Annotated in this window: 11 protein-coding genes, 1 tRNA gene and 1 pseudogene; 4 read left to right on the forward strand and 9 right to left on the reverse strand. The window is 66.1% G+C overall.

The annotated features are described in order from the left end of the window. Window positions 1-16: 16 nt before the first annotated feature. From G6N38_RS27735 to G6N38_RS27745, 3 genes are read right to left on the reverse strand one after another with little or no spacing between them, the layout of a single operon-like run. Window positions 17-487: a hypothetical protein gene (locus G6N38_RS27735; protein ID WP_163751304.1), complete on the reverse strand. Its 471-nt coding sequence runs from the start codon at window positions 485-487 to the stop codon at window positions 17-19. After that, on the reverse strand, window positions 484-3291 hold the full coding sequence (locus G6N38_RS27740; RefSeq protein WP_163752491.1) for an MMPL/RND family transporter: 2808 nt from the start codon (window positions 3289-3291) through the stop codon (window positions 484-486). The genes G6N38_RS27735 and G6N38_RS27740 overlap by 4 nt, the downstream gene beginning before the upstream one ends. A gap of 35 nt (window positions 3292-3326) precedes the next feature. Further along, window positions 3327-3743, reverse strand: coding sequence for an MmpS family transport accessory protein (locus tag G6N38_RS27745; protein WP_179968602.1), 417 nt, complete (start codon window positions 3741-3743; stop codon window positions 3327-3329). A gap of 267 nt (window positions 3744-4010) precedes the next feature. On the opposite strand from G6N38_RS27745, the gene G6N38_RS27750 reads away from it, so the two are divergent. Both G6N38_RS27750 and G6N38_RS27755 read left to right on the forward strand, forming a co-directional pair. After that, window positions 4011-4457 carry a MarR family winged helix-turn-helix transcriptional regulator gene (locus tag G6N38_RS27750; protein ID WP_163751306.1) on the forward strand — a complete coding sequence of 149 codons (447 nt, stop codon included), beginning with the start codon at window positions 4011-4013 and terminating at the stop codon, window positions 4455-4457. A gap of 77 nt (window positions 4458-4534) precedes the next feature. Then, a pseudogene (locus G6N38_RS27755) lies at window positions 4535-4660 on the forward strand (DUF2752 domain-containing protein); the annotation flags it as partial. A gap of 12 nt (window positions 4661-4672) precedes the next feature. Here G6N38_RS27755 and G6N38_RS27760 read toward each other — a convergent pair. The 4 genes from G6N38_RS27760 to G6N38_RS27775 all read right to left on the reverse strand — a co-directional run bounded on the left by G6N38_RS27760 (window position 4673) and on the right by G6N38_RS27775 (window position 10513). Next, window positions 4673-5683 carry a magnesium transporter CorA family protein gene (locus tag G6N38_RS27760; protein ID WP_163751307.1) on the reverse strand — a complete coding sequence of 337 codons (1011 nt, stop codon included), beginning with the start codon at window positions 5681-5683 and terminating at the stop codon, window positions 4673-4675. 30 nt (window positions 5684-5713) lie between these two features. After that, window positions 5714-6160: a universal stress protein gene (locus G6N38_RS27765; protein ID WP_108059541.1), complete on the reverse strand. Its 447-nt coding sequence runs from the start codon at window positions 6158-6160 to the stop codon at window positions 5714-5716. A 544-nt stretch (window positions 6161-6704) separates the two neighbouring features. Beyond that, window positions 6705-10013, reverse strand: a complete 3309-nt coding sequence (locus G6N38_RS27770) for a hypothetical protein (protein ID WP_163751308.1) — start codon at window positions 10011-10013, stop codon at window positions 6705-6707. A gap of 429 nt (window positions 10014-10442) precedes the next feature. Continuing rightward, window positions 10443-10513: transfer RNA gene (locus G6N38_RS27775), tRNA-Cys, on the reverse strand. Window positions 10514-10612: 99 nt separating this feature from the next. Between G6N38_RS27775 and G6N38_RS27780 the strand changes: the two genes are divergently transcribed. Next, window positions 10613-11317, forward strand: coding sequence for an MgtC/SapB family protein (locus G6N38_RS27780; RefSeq protein WP_163751309.1), 705 nt, complete (start codon window positions 10613-10615; stop codon window positions 11315-11317). A gap of 3 nt (window positions 11318-11320) precedes the next feature. Here the strand turns inward: G6N38_RS27780 and G6N38_RS27785 are convergent, their stop codons facing one another. Continuing rightward, window positions 11321-12724: an MFS transporter gene (locus tag G6N38_RS27785; protein ID WP_163751310.1), complete on the reverse strand. Its 1404-nt coding sequence runs from the start codon at window positions 12722-12724 to the stop codon at window positions 11321-11323. A 46-nt stretch (window positions 12725-12770) separates the two neighbouring features. Next, window positions 12771-14942 carry an excinuclease ABC subunit UvrB gene (uvrB, locus tag G6N38_RS27790; protein ID WP_163751311.1) on the reverse strand — a complete coding sequence of 724 codons (2172 nt, stop codon included), beginning with the start codon at window positions 14940-14942 and terminating at the stop codon, window positions 12771-12773. A 73-nt stretch (window positions 14943-15015) separates the two neighbouring features. Between uvrB and G6N38_RS27795 the strand changes: the two genes are divergently transcribed. Next, the gene (locus G6N38_RS27795; RefSeq protein WP_246227479.1) at window positions 15016-15543 is read left to right on the forward strand and encodes a ribonuclease FAU-1 family protein; all 528 of its coding nucleotides are present in this window, start codon (window positions 15016-15018) and stop codon (window positions 15541-15543) included. Window positions 15544-15577: the final 34 nt, after the last annotated feature.

The following is a 15577-nucleotide window of genomic DNA, read 5'->3' on the forward strand; positions in this document are numbered from 1 at the left end:
AGCCGCGGACGGCGGTCTAACCCACCGCAACCGGCTCCACGATCGTCGCCTTCGGCAGTCGCTTCTTCAGCCGTGCGCTCTTGCGCACCTGAATGATGAGGTTGGTGGCGGTGAACATCGGGATGAACCCGAGGAATGTCCGCTCCGACGGCGTGTGGCCGTGCAGGTACTCCAGGCTGCCGAAGACGTAGAAGATGCCGATCGTCATGAAGGTGGCGGGCACCGAGTAGGCCAGTGGGGATCTCCGGATGTCGATGATCCGCTCGGCGAGATTCCATTCGTCCTGCGTCATCGGTTCGTCCTTACGCAGCTTGCGCAACGCCTTCTGGTAGCCATTGAGATCGTCGCTGCCCGGCAGCGCCCCCAGGCGCAGCAGCCGTCGGGTGTAGACGAATGCCACAGCGCCGAAAAGGAATTCGAAGCCCAGAGCGATGAACATCAGAAGACCCCAGAGACGGAATCCCGGGGTGTGGGTGCTGAAGCTCATCGCGCCACCTCCAGGAATTTCGGCGACAACGGTCGCGGCCGCACCAACGTCGGCCACCAGAACCACGGCCCGAGAAGGCGAATCAACGACGGCACGATGAACGACCGCACGATCAGCGTGTCCAGCAAAAGGCCGATGCACACGGTCGAGCCCACCTGGGCGATCGTCCTCAAGTCGCTGACGAGCATCGCCAGCATGGTGAAGGCGAACACCAGACCCGCCGACGTCACCACGCCGCCGGTGCTGCCGAGAGCTCGGATCAGTGCGGTGTGCAGCCCAGTGGTTTGGTACCCGATGCCGATCTCTTCTCTGACTCTGGCGATCAGCAACAGGTTGTAGTCCGAACCCACCGCCACCAGGATGACGAACGTGATCGGTAGCACCAACCAGTGCAGATGCAGGCCGATAAGGTGCTGCCACACCAGGATCGACAGGCCGAACGCACCCGCGAACGAGAACGCCACCGTGCCGGGAATCACGATGGCGGCCATCAGACTTCGGGTCAGCACCAGCATGATCAGGAAGATCAACACAAAGGCGGCGATGGCCACAATCTTGAGATCCCCGGCGGCGTACCCCTTGATGTCTTTGTTGTTCGACGCCGCGCCACCAATGTAGATCTTCGCGCCGGCCAACGATGTTTCCTTCAGCGCCGCCTTCACCGCGTCGGGAAAGGCGTCGACATGATCGATGCCCTCGGGGGCCATCGCGTTGCCCTCGTGGGTGATCACGAAGCGTGCCGCCTTGCCGTCCGGTGACATCATCAGCTGCATACCGGTTTTCACGTCTTCGTTGTCGAAGGCTTCTCTGGGCATGTAGAAGTAGTCATCACTGCGCGACGCATCGAAGTCGTTGCCCACATTGATCTGATCGTCGAACGTCTGGTCTGTCTGGGTGGATTGCAGATGTGCCGGGCCATAGTTGTTGACGATGATGGTCTGCAACGCCTGAGTCTCGTCGCGCGTGATCTTCAACTGGGCGACCATCTGCGGCATGAGGGCATCGACGGCCTGGAAATCGGTGACGGCGTTGTGGATCTGTTCGTCCAGCGCGTCGATACCGTCGAGCCCATCGAACAGTGATCGGAACGCGAAGCACACAGGAACGTCGAAACAGTGTGGCTCCCAATAGAAGTAGTTCTTCAGGGGCCGGATGAAATCGTCGAGGTTCGAGATGTCCTGGTTGATCTCGTCGGTGACCTGCTGAAGATTCTCCAGCGTGAGCACCGTGGTGTGCAGATCGTCGGCCAACTTCTGGGTCAGGTCGATGGTCTTGCCCAGCGTCGCCACGGTGTCGGCCTGGATCTGGGCTTGTTGATCGGTGTTGTCGTTGGCATGTTCGTTGAACGGCAGCTGTTGACCGGCGGCACCACCCTGCACGGTGAACAGGTAGGGCACGTTGGCGTGGTCCAGCGGCCGGCCGAGGGGTCGGGTGATGCTCTGCACCATCGCCACACCGGGCAGCCGAATCAATTCCTTGGCGACCCGGTCCAGGGAGATGAAGTCCGCCGAGTTGCGCATGTCGTGGTCGGATTCGACCATCATCATCTCGGTGAACAGCTTGCTGGGCGGGAAGTGCCGATCCGAAGCCGTGAACCCCTGGTTGGCTGCGCCGCCCGCGGGCTGGTAGGCCCGGTCGTCATAGCTGACCTGGTAGCTGGGCACGAAGATCGCACCGAGTACCACCACAGCGGTGCTGGCCGCGAGGATCGGCACCGGCCAACGGACCACGCTGGCGCCGATCCGCCGATACAGGTGGCCGCGGTGCGGCCGCTTGGGATCGAACAATCCGAACAGGGTGCCCAGCGTGAGCAGCGCCGGGGCGAGCGTCAGTGCGGCGGCGATGGTGAACAGCATGCTGATCGCCACCGCCGGGCCCATGGTGTGGAAGTAGTCGAGGCGCGCGAACGTCAAACAGAAGCACGAACCGGCGATCGTGAGGCCGGAGCCGATGATGATGGGGGCCACGCCCCGATAGGCGGTGTAGTAGGCCTCTTCCCGGCTCTCGCCTAACTGTCTGGCCTCGTGGTAGCGGCCCAGCAAGAAGATGCCATAGTCCGTGCCAGCGCCCAGAGTCAGTGACACGACGATGTTCACCGCGAACGACGACATTGGGATGAATCCGTAGTGACCGAGGGTCGAGACGACGCCCTTGGCGATCAGGATCTCGAACAGCACGCTGTACATCGGCACGGCCACGTTGGTCAGGGATCGGTACACCAACAGCAGCATCACGAAAATCAAGATGACCGTGATGATCGTGATGTTGTTCAGGCTCGAGTTCGCGATCGACAACGTGTCCGACGCCATCGGTGCCGACCCACTGACGTAGACCTTCAGCCCATGCGGCGGACTGTTGTTCTTGACGATGTCCCGCACGGCTTCCACAGACTGGTTGGCCTGGATCTGGCCGACGTTGCCGGCCAGCCGCAGCAGCACGTAGGTGGCCTTGCCGTCGATGCTCTGCGCTCCGGCCGCGGTGATCGGTTTGCCCCAAAGGTCCATCACGTACTGGACGTGCTGGGTGTCTTGTTTCAGGCGCTGCACCAGGCCGTCGTAGTACTGGTGGTCCTGTTCGTCGAGCGGGTGGTCGGCCTCCAGGACGACCATCGTCAGGCTGGTGGAGTTGGACTCCTGGAACTTGTCGCCAATGTGCAACAGGGCGAATTGTGATGGCGCATAGGTCGGAATCTCGGGTCCGGCGAGTTCGGTGGCAACGTCCTCGACCTTCGGGACGAACGTGTTGGACACGACGGCGAGCAGCGCCCAGAAGATGATGATCGGGATCGCCAGCAGGCGGACCATTCTGGGGAAGAACGGACGCTGCGCCTGATGTGCGCTCACGCGGACTTCACCCTGCAGGTGACGTCCGCATTGTCGCGGGTTGCCGATTGTTCATCGCGGACAACGTCATTGACCAGCATCCGGCAGCCGACGTGTCCGCCGTGCACTTGGGCCGAGATGCTGCCGGACACTACCGTGAGTGTGGTCGTCTCGGTGTGCGACCACGGCAGCTCGGTGATATCAACCTTGTGCGGATGTCCGTCGATGTCGATGTAGTCCAGCATTCCGCCGCTCCCGACGTCGCCGAACAATTCGTAGGTCAGCCGCTTGGGCGTGAACTCCTCGGGCGCTTGCGGGGGGTTGACGGCCAGGATCGGTCCGGGAGCCGTCGACTGGTGCACCTTGTACATACACAGCGCCCCCACGCACACGGCGATGACGATCACCACGGGTAGCCAGGTTTTGGCCAGGATCATCCGGCCGGTCAAACGCCGGCCGTTCACCTCTTGCCCCATGTGATCGCCTCCGGGAACCCTGCAACTCAGGCCTTCGGGATTTATATCCCATCCAGAATAGATTGTTCAAGCGCAACCGAGCACGCCAGAGTGTCACCTCCACGGTCGCTGTGAGGTTTCTGTCAATGTCAATGGCAAGAAGCGCGTCATCCCGAGAGGCTGGCCCCTAACATCGAGATGCTCGCGTTTATTCCTTTTACATTACTTCAGTGATATACAGGCCGCATGGAATCAGCGGCCACTGACGGAATCGAGTCCATCTCCGAGATGATCTCGCTCGCGACGGACACCATGTGGCGATATCTGATCGACCGCGACGAGCTCAGCGCGAGCGCACTGTTGGTGCTGAATCGTCTGCATCGTCAGGGCCCGATGCGCCTGACGGCACTGGCGGCCGCCGAGAGCGCCAGTCAGTCGGGCATGACGCAGTTGGTTCAGCGCCTGGAACGTCAAGGGCTACTTGAGAGATGGAGCGATCCCGAGGACGGCCGAGCCTCGCTCGTGATGCTCGGAGAGGCCGGCGAGCGGAATTGGGCCGCGCGTGCTTCGGCCCGCACCCAGCGCATCGCCGAGTGGATGGCAGGGGTGCCCGAGGACGACCAGATAGCGCTATGGCTGGCGGCGAAGGTCGTGGTTCGCGTGCTCAGCGAGATGCGTGAAACGGCGGGGTAAACGCCAACCCGACCGAAACGGACAAGCCGACCAAATCTTCGTTCGCCGTTCGCGACTCCCGAGGCGAGATCAATCCGATGTCCCCAGGCGGGTTAATACCCATTTGCCCGACGAAAGCCCTTCTGGGCGTTGACTGTCTGGGCTGCAGCACTCTGCGGATGTTCTACTCGCTGATGCACGGCGACCTCCTTGCCGCGGTCAGATGTCTAGAAAACTCAAAGCCATCCGCGCCGTTTGAACGTGACGTAGAGCAAGCTCGACGCCAGAACGATGATCAGCGCGCTGGACACCAAACCACCGACGTTCTGAAATCCCGGATAGGGCACGTTCTGGCCGTACCACCCGGTCACTGCGGTCGGCACGGCGATGATGGCCGCCCATCCGGTGAGCTTCTTCATGATCGTGTTCAGCCGGGCGTCCTGGAGCGACAGATTCGTCTCGAACACCGTGGTGATCATGTCGCGCAGCGACTCCGTCCATTCCGCCGCGCGGATGACATGGTCGTAAAGATCCGAGTACCAGCTGTCCAGCTCGACGGTGTCGCCACGCTCAGCGCGGCGTCGCATGATGGTGTTGACCACCTCACGCATCGGCAGGACGACACGACGCAACTCCACGAGTTCCTTGCGTACTCGGTAGGTCGACCGCTGCACCGTGCGGGTCACCGCACGGTCGTCGAACAACCCGTCCTCGAGTGCTTCGATCGCGTCATCGAGCTGCTGGATGGTGTCGAACTGGCCGTCGACGATCACATCGAGCAAGCCGTGCAGCAGCGCCGGTGCCCCCATCTTCAGCAGGTCGGAGTTCTCGTCCCACCGGCGGACCACCTCGTCGATGTCGAAAACCGGCTTCTGCGGATCGATCTCGTGGCGCACCGTGACGATGCCGGCCGGCAGCACGAAGATCGACACCCGCGCCAAGAGCAGCCGCGACTCCAGGTCGTTGGCCAGTGTTGGCGCGAGCGCGGTGGCGTACACGGTGAGAAACGTGTGTGACGCATACCGGGTGGCTTTGGTGCGTTCGGAATGAGCGACGGTGTCTTCGACGGCGTGTTGGTCGAAGCCGAGTTCATCGGCCAGTCGGCACAGCACGTCATGATCCGGGTTGCACATATCGACCCATACCAAGGCGCCATCCTCAGCGAGATGGTTCGAGACGTCTTGGAGGGGAAAGTCCTCGGTCTTCAGATCGCCATCGACCCACAGGCGGGTTCGGCAGTGGGTCATCAGTCCAGTCTGCAGCAGCCTGGCGGATGCCTAACCGGTGGTGTGCACGATCAGCACGTCGGTCTTGGACCGGCGCGCCACGTTCGCGGGCACCGACCCCAGCAGGCGGCCAGCGATCGTGCTCAACCCGACGTTTCCGACGATCAGGAGGTCAGCGCCGACCTCTTCGGCGAGCTCCACCAGGGCATCGACCGGAGCGCCAACCACGGCGCGCTCTTCGACCTCGGCAGCGCCTGCGGCCTTGGCGCGGTCACGCGCTTCACGCAGGATCGCGTAGATGGGGGCGTTGCCCGCCATCTTGTAGCCCTCGTCCTTCAGCAGGTCGGCCGCGCGAGTGTCCTCGGAAGCCGGGAAGTAGGCGGTCGCCACGATGACCTTGGAACCAGGGCTGGAGGCAAGATAGCCCGCCCGGTCGACTGCACGCAGCGAGGAATCCGAGCCGTCCGTGCCGACGACTACGGTCTTGTAACCGCCCATTCGTACCCTCCCAGTCTCCAATTTCAACGCCGTCTGGAACATTAACGCCTCGGCCCCACGCAAGGATGCGATTCACGCCACGCGGCAATTCCAGACAGCCAAGCGATGCCACTCTACCGGGGAAAATAGCGCAGCCGACAGTGGCGTGAGCTGCCCGACATCAACGGAAGTCGCAAATCCACGTCGCAGCAGATTCGCGATTGTCGGGGCTACCACACATCAATGACGATCAAAGGTGTGAATTCAAAACGTCGTGAATTCGCCAGGTTTGGGCACCTCGACGTTCGGCGGCCGCCGCGGGGCGGCGATCCGGCTCAAGAGGAAGCGAGTCGCATGACCGCGCCTGGCGAGAACTTGAGCGTGCAACTGGCCGCCCACGGCAGCCTGGCCTGCCGGCTCGATGTGGGCCAGCGACGTCGCGGCAATGGTGGATCAGCTTGGCGTCGAGCACCTTTCGGCGATGGGTTGGCCGATGGGCGGCCAGGTGGGCACTTCCTGGCGCACCTGTGCTACCCGGACATCCTCGCGCCCGCTTGGCTTGCCGCTAGTTGTCGAACCACCGATTCATCGGGGGCTGCTCCGTGCCGAGGATCGCTCCTGCCGGTGCACCGGTTTCGGTGCCCGACTTCGTCGCTGACCATCCGGTGCCCATGCACAGCAGGTCGCGCGGCGTCGAGATCGTCGACGGCAGCGGGATCCCGAAGCCCGGGATACCCGGGATCGTGATCTGCGGCGGGGTGAGCAGCGTGGCCACACCCTGTGCCATCGTCCCGAACAACTGCGCCGGCGGGGTCGGCAAGGTGCCGGCGGCGTCGGAGATCGGCGCCGACGGAATCAAGGTTCCCAACCCACCTGGGGTCGGCCCGACGTAGTTGCCGGGGCCACCGGGCAGGACTCGCGGCGGCGTCGGCGGCGTCGCCGTGTGGTTGGCGCCGGGCGTGCCCGGCGTCGCGGCGGGCGGAGTCGGGACTCCGCCACCACCGCCACCACCCGGGCCACCGGGAACCGCGGCCGGCGGCGTGCCTGGAGTCACGGCGTTATTGGTGAACGGAGTTCCTGGCACTGCGGCTGGCGGGGTCCCTGGGACTCCACCACCGCCGCCACCCGGACCACCGGGAACCGCGGCCGGCGGGGTCCCTGGGACTCCACCACCGCCACCACCCGGACCACCGGGAACCGCGGCCGGCGGGGTCCCTGGGACTCCACCACCGCCACCACCCGGACCACCGGGAACCGCGGCCGGCGGGGTCCCTGGGACTCCACCACCGCCACCACCCGGACCACCCGGAACAGCACCCGGAGGCGTCGGAACACCAGCACCGCCGCCGCCGACAGCCGCGGCGGGTACAGCTGCACCAGCGTCAGCGGGCAGGCCGGCGGCGGCCGCAGCGATCGCTTCCGCGGGAACGCCGGCCGACGGTGCGATCACGCCAGAGGCATCGGCGACCGGTGCGCCGACAGCACCAACGGCACCGGAGGCGGCTCCGGGGACACCTGCACCCCCAGCGCCGGCACTCTCTGACAGTGCGGCCGCTGGTGCGCCAGCGGTTCCGGCGTTATCGCTGATCGGCGCGGCCGGAACTGCCCCGGCGTTATCGCTGATCGGCGCGGCCGGCACTCCGCCGGCGTTATCGGTGATCGGTGCGGCCGGCACTCCGCCGGCGCCAGGAACGCCACCACCCTCGCCGGTCGGCACGCCGGGAACACCACCGGGAGGCGTCGGCACACCACCGCCACCACCCTCACCGGGCGTACCGGGAACAGCACCCGGAGGCGTCGGCACACCACCACCGCCACCCTCACCGGGCGTACCGGGAACAGCACCCGGAGGCGTCGGCACACCACCACCGCCACCCTCACCGGGCGTACCGGGAACAGCACCCGGAGGCGTCGGCACACCACCGCCACCACCCTCACCGGGCGTACCCGGAACAGCGGCGGGCGGAGTCACTCCGGTTTCCACGACGTTGCCGCCTGGCGTTCCCGGGACTGCGGCCGGCGGGGTGGGAACGCCGCCACCGGTACCTTCACCGGGTGCGCCGGGCACTGCTGCCGGCGGAGTCGATAGATCTTGGACGCCAGTGGTTCCCGGTGTGCCGGGGATCACGGTGTCCGGAGTCGGCGGAGTCATCATGCCGGGGGTCCCCGGCGTACCGGGCACCTCGGCAGGAGTGCCGGGCACGTTCACATTGACCGGGACACCGGGGCTGCCGGGTACCGCCGCAGGCGGCGTGACGAGGCCCGGAGTCGAGCCTGAAATCGGGACACCCGGCAGGGTGACCGACGGGGTGCCGGGAACGTTGATCATGCCGCCGGGGGTTGAGCCGCCCGGAATCGATGCACCGGGAGGCGGCAGAGTTCCGGACGACTCGTTGATCACATTGCCCGGGGTCGCGGCTGGCGGGATGCCCGGGGTGTTGAGGATGAGGTTGTTCCCATTACCCGGGCCGCCGGGAACCGCCGCCGGGGGCGTCGACACCGAGGTGTCCACCTCGCCACCGGGAACAGCGGCCGGCGGGGCCGGCGGTGTGCCGCCGCCACCGGGGATCTCGCCGCCGGGAACGGCGGCCGGCGGAACCGGCGGTGTGACAACGGTTTCGGGCACTTCGCCACCGGGAACGGCGGCTGGCGGGGCCCCTGGGACGCCACCACCACCGCCACCGGGACCACCGGGCACGCCGGCCGGCGGGGTCCCTGGGACTCCACCACCACCGCCACCGGGACCACCGGGCACGCCGGCCGGCGGGGTCCCTGGGACTCCACCACCACCGCCACCGGGACCACCGGGCACGCCAGCGGGCGGGGTCCCTGGGACGCCACCGCCACCAGGCACCTCGGCAGGAGGCACCGCAGCGGGCGGGCCGGGAGGAACCGCACCGCCGCCGGGGACCGCCGCTGGCGGAACTGCTGCCGGCGGTGCGGGCACCAGACCGGACGCGTCAGCCAACGGGGCCGCGGGCACGGCGGCCGCCGGCGGCGGCACCAGCCCATTCGCATCTGAAATCGGCGCGCCGCCGGGCAGGGCACCGGCCGCGTCGGCCACCGGAGCACCGGGTGCGCCAGCACCAACGCCCGAACCGCCACCGGCACCGCCACCACCGGGCAGACCGGCTGCGGCGGGAGCGCCGCCCTCGCCGCCACCGGCGCCGGCACCGGGCAGGCCACCTCCCGCGTCGGCGACGGGGGCACCGACAGGTCCGGCGGGCACACCAGCGGCATCGCTGATCGGAGCGCTTGGCACTCCCCCTGGCGGAGTCGGGATACCACCGCCACCACCACCGGGCGGAGTACCAGGAACACCAGCAGGCGGAGTCGGAATACCACCGCCACCACCACCGGGCGGAGTACCAGGAACACCAGCAGGCGGAGTCGGAATACCACCGCCACCACCACCGGGCGGAGTACCAGGAACACCAGCAGGCGGAGTCGGGATACCACCGCCACCACCACCGGGCGGAGTACCAGGAACACCAGCAGGCGGAGTCGGGATACCACCGCCACCACCACCGGGCGGAGTACCAGGAACACCAGCAGGCGGAGTCGGAATGCCACCGCCACCACCACCAGGTGGAGTACCAGGAACCGTGGCGGGAGGCGTGGGGATGTTACGGGTGACGGTGGTGCCGGGAGCGCCAGGGACGGATGCCGGCGGGACGGTCACCCCGCCGGTACCTGGCGCTCCCGGCGAGCCGGGGACGCTCGCCGGCGGGACCCGGACGCTGCCCGGCACGGTCGCGGGCGGAATCGGGCCGCCGACATTGGGCGGATTATTGGTGAAAATCGAGTTTGACGTGCCCGGGATGCCCTGGGACAGGTCGGGCGGGGTGGTGAGCAGTTGATGCGTGATGCCCATGCACGGAACACCTGGGCTGCCGACATCGGCAACCACACGGGGGCTGAACAGTGGAGCAGTCCAGAAAAACCCCGCAGTCGCCATGGCGGTGACCGCCGCCACGCGAGAGCTGGTCCGAGACATTATTTCCCCGTTTCTGTGAGAGGCCTGAAGGGCAAACTACAGACGTGTAAGTAGGGGAACGCGGGGGCCATTCAGGGGGTTATCGAACTGATACGAAGCAGTGTTGCTGCGGTTACACCGGTGACAATTTCACTGTGCAAATACCCGCTGAAGTGCGGCTCCCCCGCAGTCAGGTCCGCCAGAGGGCGTCAGAATTTTTGCGCTCGTGTGAACACCGGGCTTGCTGCGGCAGCACTTTTTCTCCGGCTTCATGCCGCCGAGATCTCGTGCCTTCACGAGCGGCAACAACAACTACCGAAACATACGAGCGAGTGACGGGATTCGAACCCGTGTGAACGGCTTTGCAGGCCGGTGCCTAGCCACTCAGCCACACCCGCGTGTCAGAACCTGACTGTTCCAGCTTGGAGCCGACGCGCCGACCGTTTGGCTCAGCGTGATTGCTGACCGGACCGGCCCACGGCACATACGGTGGCGACATGCAGACCTGGTTGGCCGATCCCTCGCTGCTCGGCGGCCCCGGACAGGGCACCCGGCAGATCCTCGAACTGCTGATCGCCTTTGGCCTGACCGCGCTGATCGGCCTGGAACGCGAGGTCCACGGCAAGAGCGCGGGCCTGCGCACCCAGGCCATCGTCGGTACGGCATCAGCCCTGATTCTGATTGTGAGCAAGTACGGCTTCTTCGATGTGCTGAACGCGGGCACCGTAGAGGTCGACCCGTCCCGGGTCGCCGCCCAGATCGTGTCCGGGATCGGCTTCCTCGGCGCGGGCCTGATCATCACCCGCCAGGGTGCGGTCCACGGGCTGACCACCGCCGCGGCGATCTGGGAATGCGCGGCCATCGGCATGGCCGCCGCGGCCGGACTGGTCAAGCTCGCGATCATCGTCACGATCCTGCACTTCGTGATCGTTCTTGGCTTCAATCCGCTCAGTAAGCGCCTCAGCGGTCGGCTCGCCGGCTCGGTGCGGCTGCGCGTCACGTACGAGATCGACAGCGGGGTACTTACCCAGATACTCGCCGCCTGCGACAAACACCAGTGGAGCCTCAACGATCTAGCCAGCGCCCCCGACGGCGGTGTCCTGCTGACACTTTCGGGATCACGAATTCGGAACGCACCGAACACGATCGCGTGCGTGACGGGTGTCACTGGTGTGCGCCAGCTCGACGACCACCACGAATAGTCCCTAGTGCGCCTGTCCGCGGCCCGACCGGTAGGACGCCACACAGCCGACGACAGCCAGCACCGCAAACGCTCCGAACATCAGCGAGCTCGCCGTTGCGTCGGGAGCCGCCCGCAGGTTCACCACAACCCCGGCCAGTCCGGCCCCGAACGCGCCACACATCAGCTGGACGGTGTTGATCGCGGCGGCGGCCACGGCTTGTTGGGCTGGGTCGTCGACGACCGCGCCCATCGCCCACGCCGACAGGTGCGGCCACGCCATTCCGATTCCCGCACCGGTGATGACCAATGCGAGGGCCCACAAGGCCACAATTCTGGTTGAGGCGGAATCGGTTTGGGTGAATGCGGCCAGGGCCAAACCCGTGGCCATCACCAACGGAGCGATCGCCACCACCCGCACGGTGACCCGCGCGTTGGTGATCGACGCACTTGCGATCTCACCGACGGTCCAGCCCACCGACAGCGCCGCGCCGAGGAACCCCGCCACCACCGGCGCCAATGCACCCAACCGCTGCCCGAACAGCGGGACATACATGTCCACCATCGTGGCCGCCATCAGCAAGCCGAGCGTCAGGTAGATCCACTTCAGCGGTCCGGGCTCAAACGCCTTGCGCGGCAACACCGCAGCCGAAACTCGGCGGTCGACGACGATGAACACCAGAACCAGCGTCACCCCCACCGCGAGCAGGCCGCCGATGGCGGCCGCGCTGTGCGGTATCACCGCAACACTGACGGCGAGTGCCGCCATGCCGAGCAGCAGCAACGACCGCACCGGAATCCGCGTCCGGGCCATCTCCTGATCCGACTGCGTCCGCGCCGGCAAGGCCAGCGGGACCAGCAAGCTCATTGCCACCGCAAGAATCGCGAGCATGCCGAATCCGCCACGCCAGAAACCGAATTGGGCGAACAAACCCCCGGTCGCCGGACCCACCAGCGTGCCGATTCCCCACATCGCCGACACCACGGCCGACGCCCGGGTCCATAACCGGTCGGGCATCGCCGCACTGATCACCGCATACCCCAGGCCTGCCAGCACGCCGCCGGCCAGCCCTTGCACCACCCTGCCGACCAGGAGAAGCTGCATCGTCGGCGCCAAGGTGCACAGCGCGCTGCCGGCGGCGAAGGACAACAGCGCACCCAGATAGGCCGTTCGCGGCCCGAACCGGGTCAGCATCGAGCCGACCGTCGTCGCCGCCATCACCGACGCCACCAGATAGACCGTCGTCACCCAGGCGTATAGCCGCTCGCCACCGATATCGGCGACCGCACTGGGCAGCAGGCTGATCGTGATGAATTCGTTGGTGGCATAGATCGCCACACCACCGGCCAGAACCACCACAGCACCGAGGTAGTCCCGGCCCAGCAGTTCACGCCAGCTACCCGCGGCCGATGCCGTCGTCTCGGTCATTGCATCACCGTAAAGGCTCAACCATGGTTGAGCTCAAGCGCCTGACCTACTTCAGACCTGCGGCATCCATGCCGCGCAATTCCTTCTTCAGATCGGCGACCTCGTCGCGGATCCGCGCGGCCAACTCGAACTGCAGATCGCGTGCCGCCGTCATCATCTGAGCGGTCAAATCCTTGATCAGGTCGGCCAATTCGGCCCGCGGCATGTTCGACGTGTCCCGGCCCTCGATGATGCCCGCGCTCACCGCCCGGCCCGGCTCACCCTGCGCGCGACGGCCGCGTGACGCGTTGCGCCCCGACCCGCCGATCTCGACCGCTTCCGTATCGTCGGCCTCCCGATACACCTGATCGAGGATGTCGGCGATCTTCTTACGCAACGGTTGCGGGTCGATCCCGTGCTCTTCGTTGTAGGCGACCTGCTTGGCCCGGCGACGGTCCGTCTCGTCGATGGCTTGGATCATCGAATCGGTGAGTTTGTCGGCGTACATGTGTACTTCGCCGGAGACGTTGCGCGCCGCGCGGCCGATGGTCTGGATGAGGCTACGGGCAGAGCGCAAGAAGCCTTCCTTGTCGGCGTCGAGGATTGACACCAGCGACACCTCCGGAAGGTCTAGACCCTCCCGCAGCAGGTTGATGCCCACCAGCACGTCGTAATCACCCAGCCGCAGCTGCCGGAGCAGCTCCACCCGGCGCAAAGTGTCCACCTCAGAATGCAGGTAACGCACCCGGATGCCCGTCTCCAGCAGGTAGTCGGTGAGGTCTTCGGCCATCTTCTTGGTCAACGTGGTGACCAACACCCGCTCGTCACGCTCGGCCCGCGCGCGGATCTCGCCGATCAGGTCGTCGATCTGGCCCTTGGTCGGCTTGACGATCACCTTCGGGTCGATCAGACCGGTCGGCCGGATGACCTGTTCGACGAACTCGCCGCTGGTCTGGCTGAGCTCGTAGGGCCCCGGCGTGGCCGACAGGTACACCGTCTGCCCGATCCGGTCGGCGAACTCTTCCCAGGTCAGCGGGCGGTTGTCCACCGCCGAAGGCAACCGGAAACCGAACTCGACCAGGTTGCGCTTGCGAGACATGTCACCCTCGTACATGCCGCCGATCTGCGGGACGGTGACGTGCGACTCGTCGATGACCAGCAGGAAGTCCTCGGGAAAGTAGTCCAGCAGGGTCGCGGGCGCCGAACCGGCGGCGCGGCCGTCTATGTGCCTTGAGTAGTTCTCGATGCCCGAGCAGAAGCCGACCTGGCGCATCATCTCGACGTCGTAGTTGGTCCGCATCCGCAGCCGCTGGGCCTCCAGCAGCTTGCCCTGGTTCTCCAGTTCGGCCAGCCGCTCGGTCAGTTCCTCCTCGATGCTCGAGATGGCGTGCGCCATCCGTTCCGGACCTGCGACGTAATGGGTGGCCGGGAAGATACGCAGCGAGTCGACCTGACGGACCACATCACCGGTCAGCGGGTGCAGGTAGTACAGCGCCTCGATCTCGTCCCCGAAGAACTCGATGCGAACCGCCAGCTCCTCGTAGGACGGGATGATCTCGACGGTGTCACCGCGCACCCGGAACGAGCCGCGGGTGAACGACATGTCGTTGCGGGAGTACTGCACGTCAACCAGCAGCCGCAGCAGCCCGTCGCGCGGCACCTCCGCGCCGACCTCCAGCTCGACCGACCGGTCGAGGTAGGACTGCGGAGTGCCCAGGCCGTAAATGCACGACACCGATGCGACGACGACGACGTCGCGGCGCGACAACAGGCTCGATGTCGCCGAGTGGCGCAACCGCTCCACATCGTCGTTGATCGAGCTGTCCTTCTCGATGTAGGTGTCGGTCTGGGCGATGTACGCCTCGGGCTGGTAGTAGTCGTAGTACGAGACGAAGTACTCAACAGCGTTGTGCGGCAACATCTCTCGTAGCTCGTTGGCGAGCTGAGCGGCCAGCGTCTTATTGGGTGCCATCACCAGGGTCGGCCGCTGCAGACGCTCGATCAGCCAGGCCGTGGTCGCCGACTTGCCGGTGCCCGTCGCGCCGAGCAGCACCACGTCGCGCTCCCCCGCCCGAACGCGGCGCTCCAACTCCTCGATCGCGGCGGGCTGGTCGCCGGCCGGGTCGTACTCGCTGACCACCTCGAACTGGGCGCCAGCGCGCACCAGCCCATTGACGGCATCGGCGGCAGGTCGGTATTCCGAGTGCGCGAGCACCGGGTGTTCGGTTGCGAATGCCATAACGTCCAGGTTAAGCGCCCCCACCGACACATTCATTCCTCGCGAAGACCCCGGACACCCATAAGCTGACCCCGTGGCCGAACCACCGGGGACGACAGCCGTCCATCCGCCAAAACAGGAGACGTTCGACCTGGTCGGCTACACCAATACCGACCCGAAAGGCATCCTGCGAGCCGTCGACGAATACCGGGTTACCCCATGGGGGCTGTACATGGCCCGCCCGACCCCGGGCCGCGCCCAGTTCCACTACCTCGAGTCCTGGCTGCTGCCGTCGCTGGGGCTGCGGGCCAATGTCTTCCACTTCAACGCCGGCTATGAGCGTCCGCAGGACTACTACCTCGACATTGGGCACATCGACGTGGGTGATACGGCCTGGCATGCCGAAGACCACTACCTCGACCTCGTCGTCTACACCGGGGACCGCACCGACCTCGTCGATATCGACGAACTGTTCGCGGCCCACCGCGACGGCCTGGTGACCACCGCGACCGCCGAGGCCGCGCTGCGGCATGTTGTGGTTGCCGTCGAGGGCCTGGCGCGCCACGACCATGACCTCAACGCCTGGCTCGCCGCCGACGGAATCTACCTGACCTGGCTCTGAGCCATTCGTGACGGGGCAACTAATCGGCACCCCC

The sequence above is a fragment of the Mycolicibacterium helvum genome, assembly GCF_010731895.1.
In the GTDB taxonomy this organism is placed as follows: domain Bacteria; phylum Actinomycetota; class Actinomycetes; order Mycobacteriales; family Mycobacteriaceae; genus Mycobacterium; species Mycobacterium helvum.

Coding starts and splice junctions, on each gene's coding strand:
- G6N38_RS27785 (WP_163751310.1), bottom strand. CDS start 12,724: ATGACCGAGACGACGGCATCGGCCGCGGGTAGCTGGCGTGAACTGCTG.
- G6N38_RS27760 (WP_163751307.1), bottom strand. CDS start 5,683: ATGACCCACTGCCGAACCCGCCTGTGGGTCGATGGCGATCTGAAGACC.
- G6N38_RS27780 (WP_163751309.1), top strand. CDS start 10,613: ATGCAGACCTGGTTGGCCGATCCCTCGCTGCTCGGCGGCCCCGGACAG.
- G6N38_RS27765 (WP_108059541.1), bottom strand. CDS start 6,160: ATGGGCGGTTACAAGACCGTAGTCGTCGGCACGGACGGCTCGGATTCC.
- G6N38_RS27750 (WP_163751306.1), top strand. CDS start 4,011: ATGGAATCAGCGGCCACTGACGGAATCGAGTCCATCTCCGAGATGATC.
- uvrB (WP_163751311.1), bottom strand. CDS start 14,942: ATGGCATTCGCAACCGAACACCCGGTGCTCGCGCACTCGGAATACCGA.
- G6N38_RS27735 (WP_163751304.1), bottom strand. CDS start 487: ATGAGCTTCAGCACCCACACCCCGGGATTCCGTCTCTGGGGTCTTCTG.
- G6N38_RS27770 (WP_163751308.1), bottom strand. CDS start 10,013: ATGGGCATCACGCATCAACTGCTCACCACCCCGCCCGACCTGTCCCAG.
- G6N38_RS27740 (WP_163752491.1), bottom strand. CDS start 3,291: ATGGTCCGCCTGCTGGCGATCCCGATCATCATCTTCTGGGCGCTGCTC.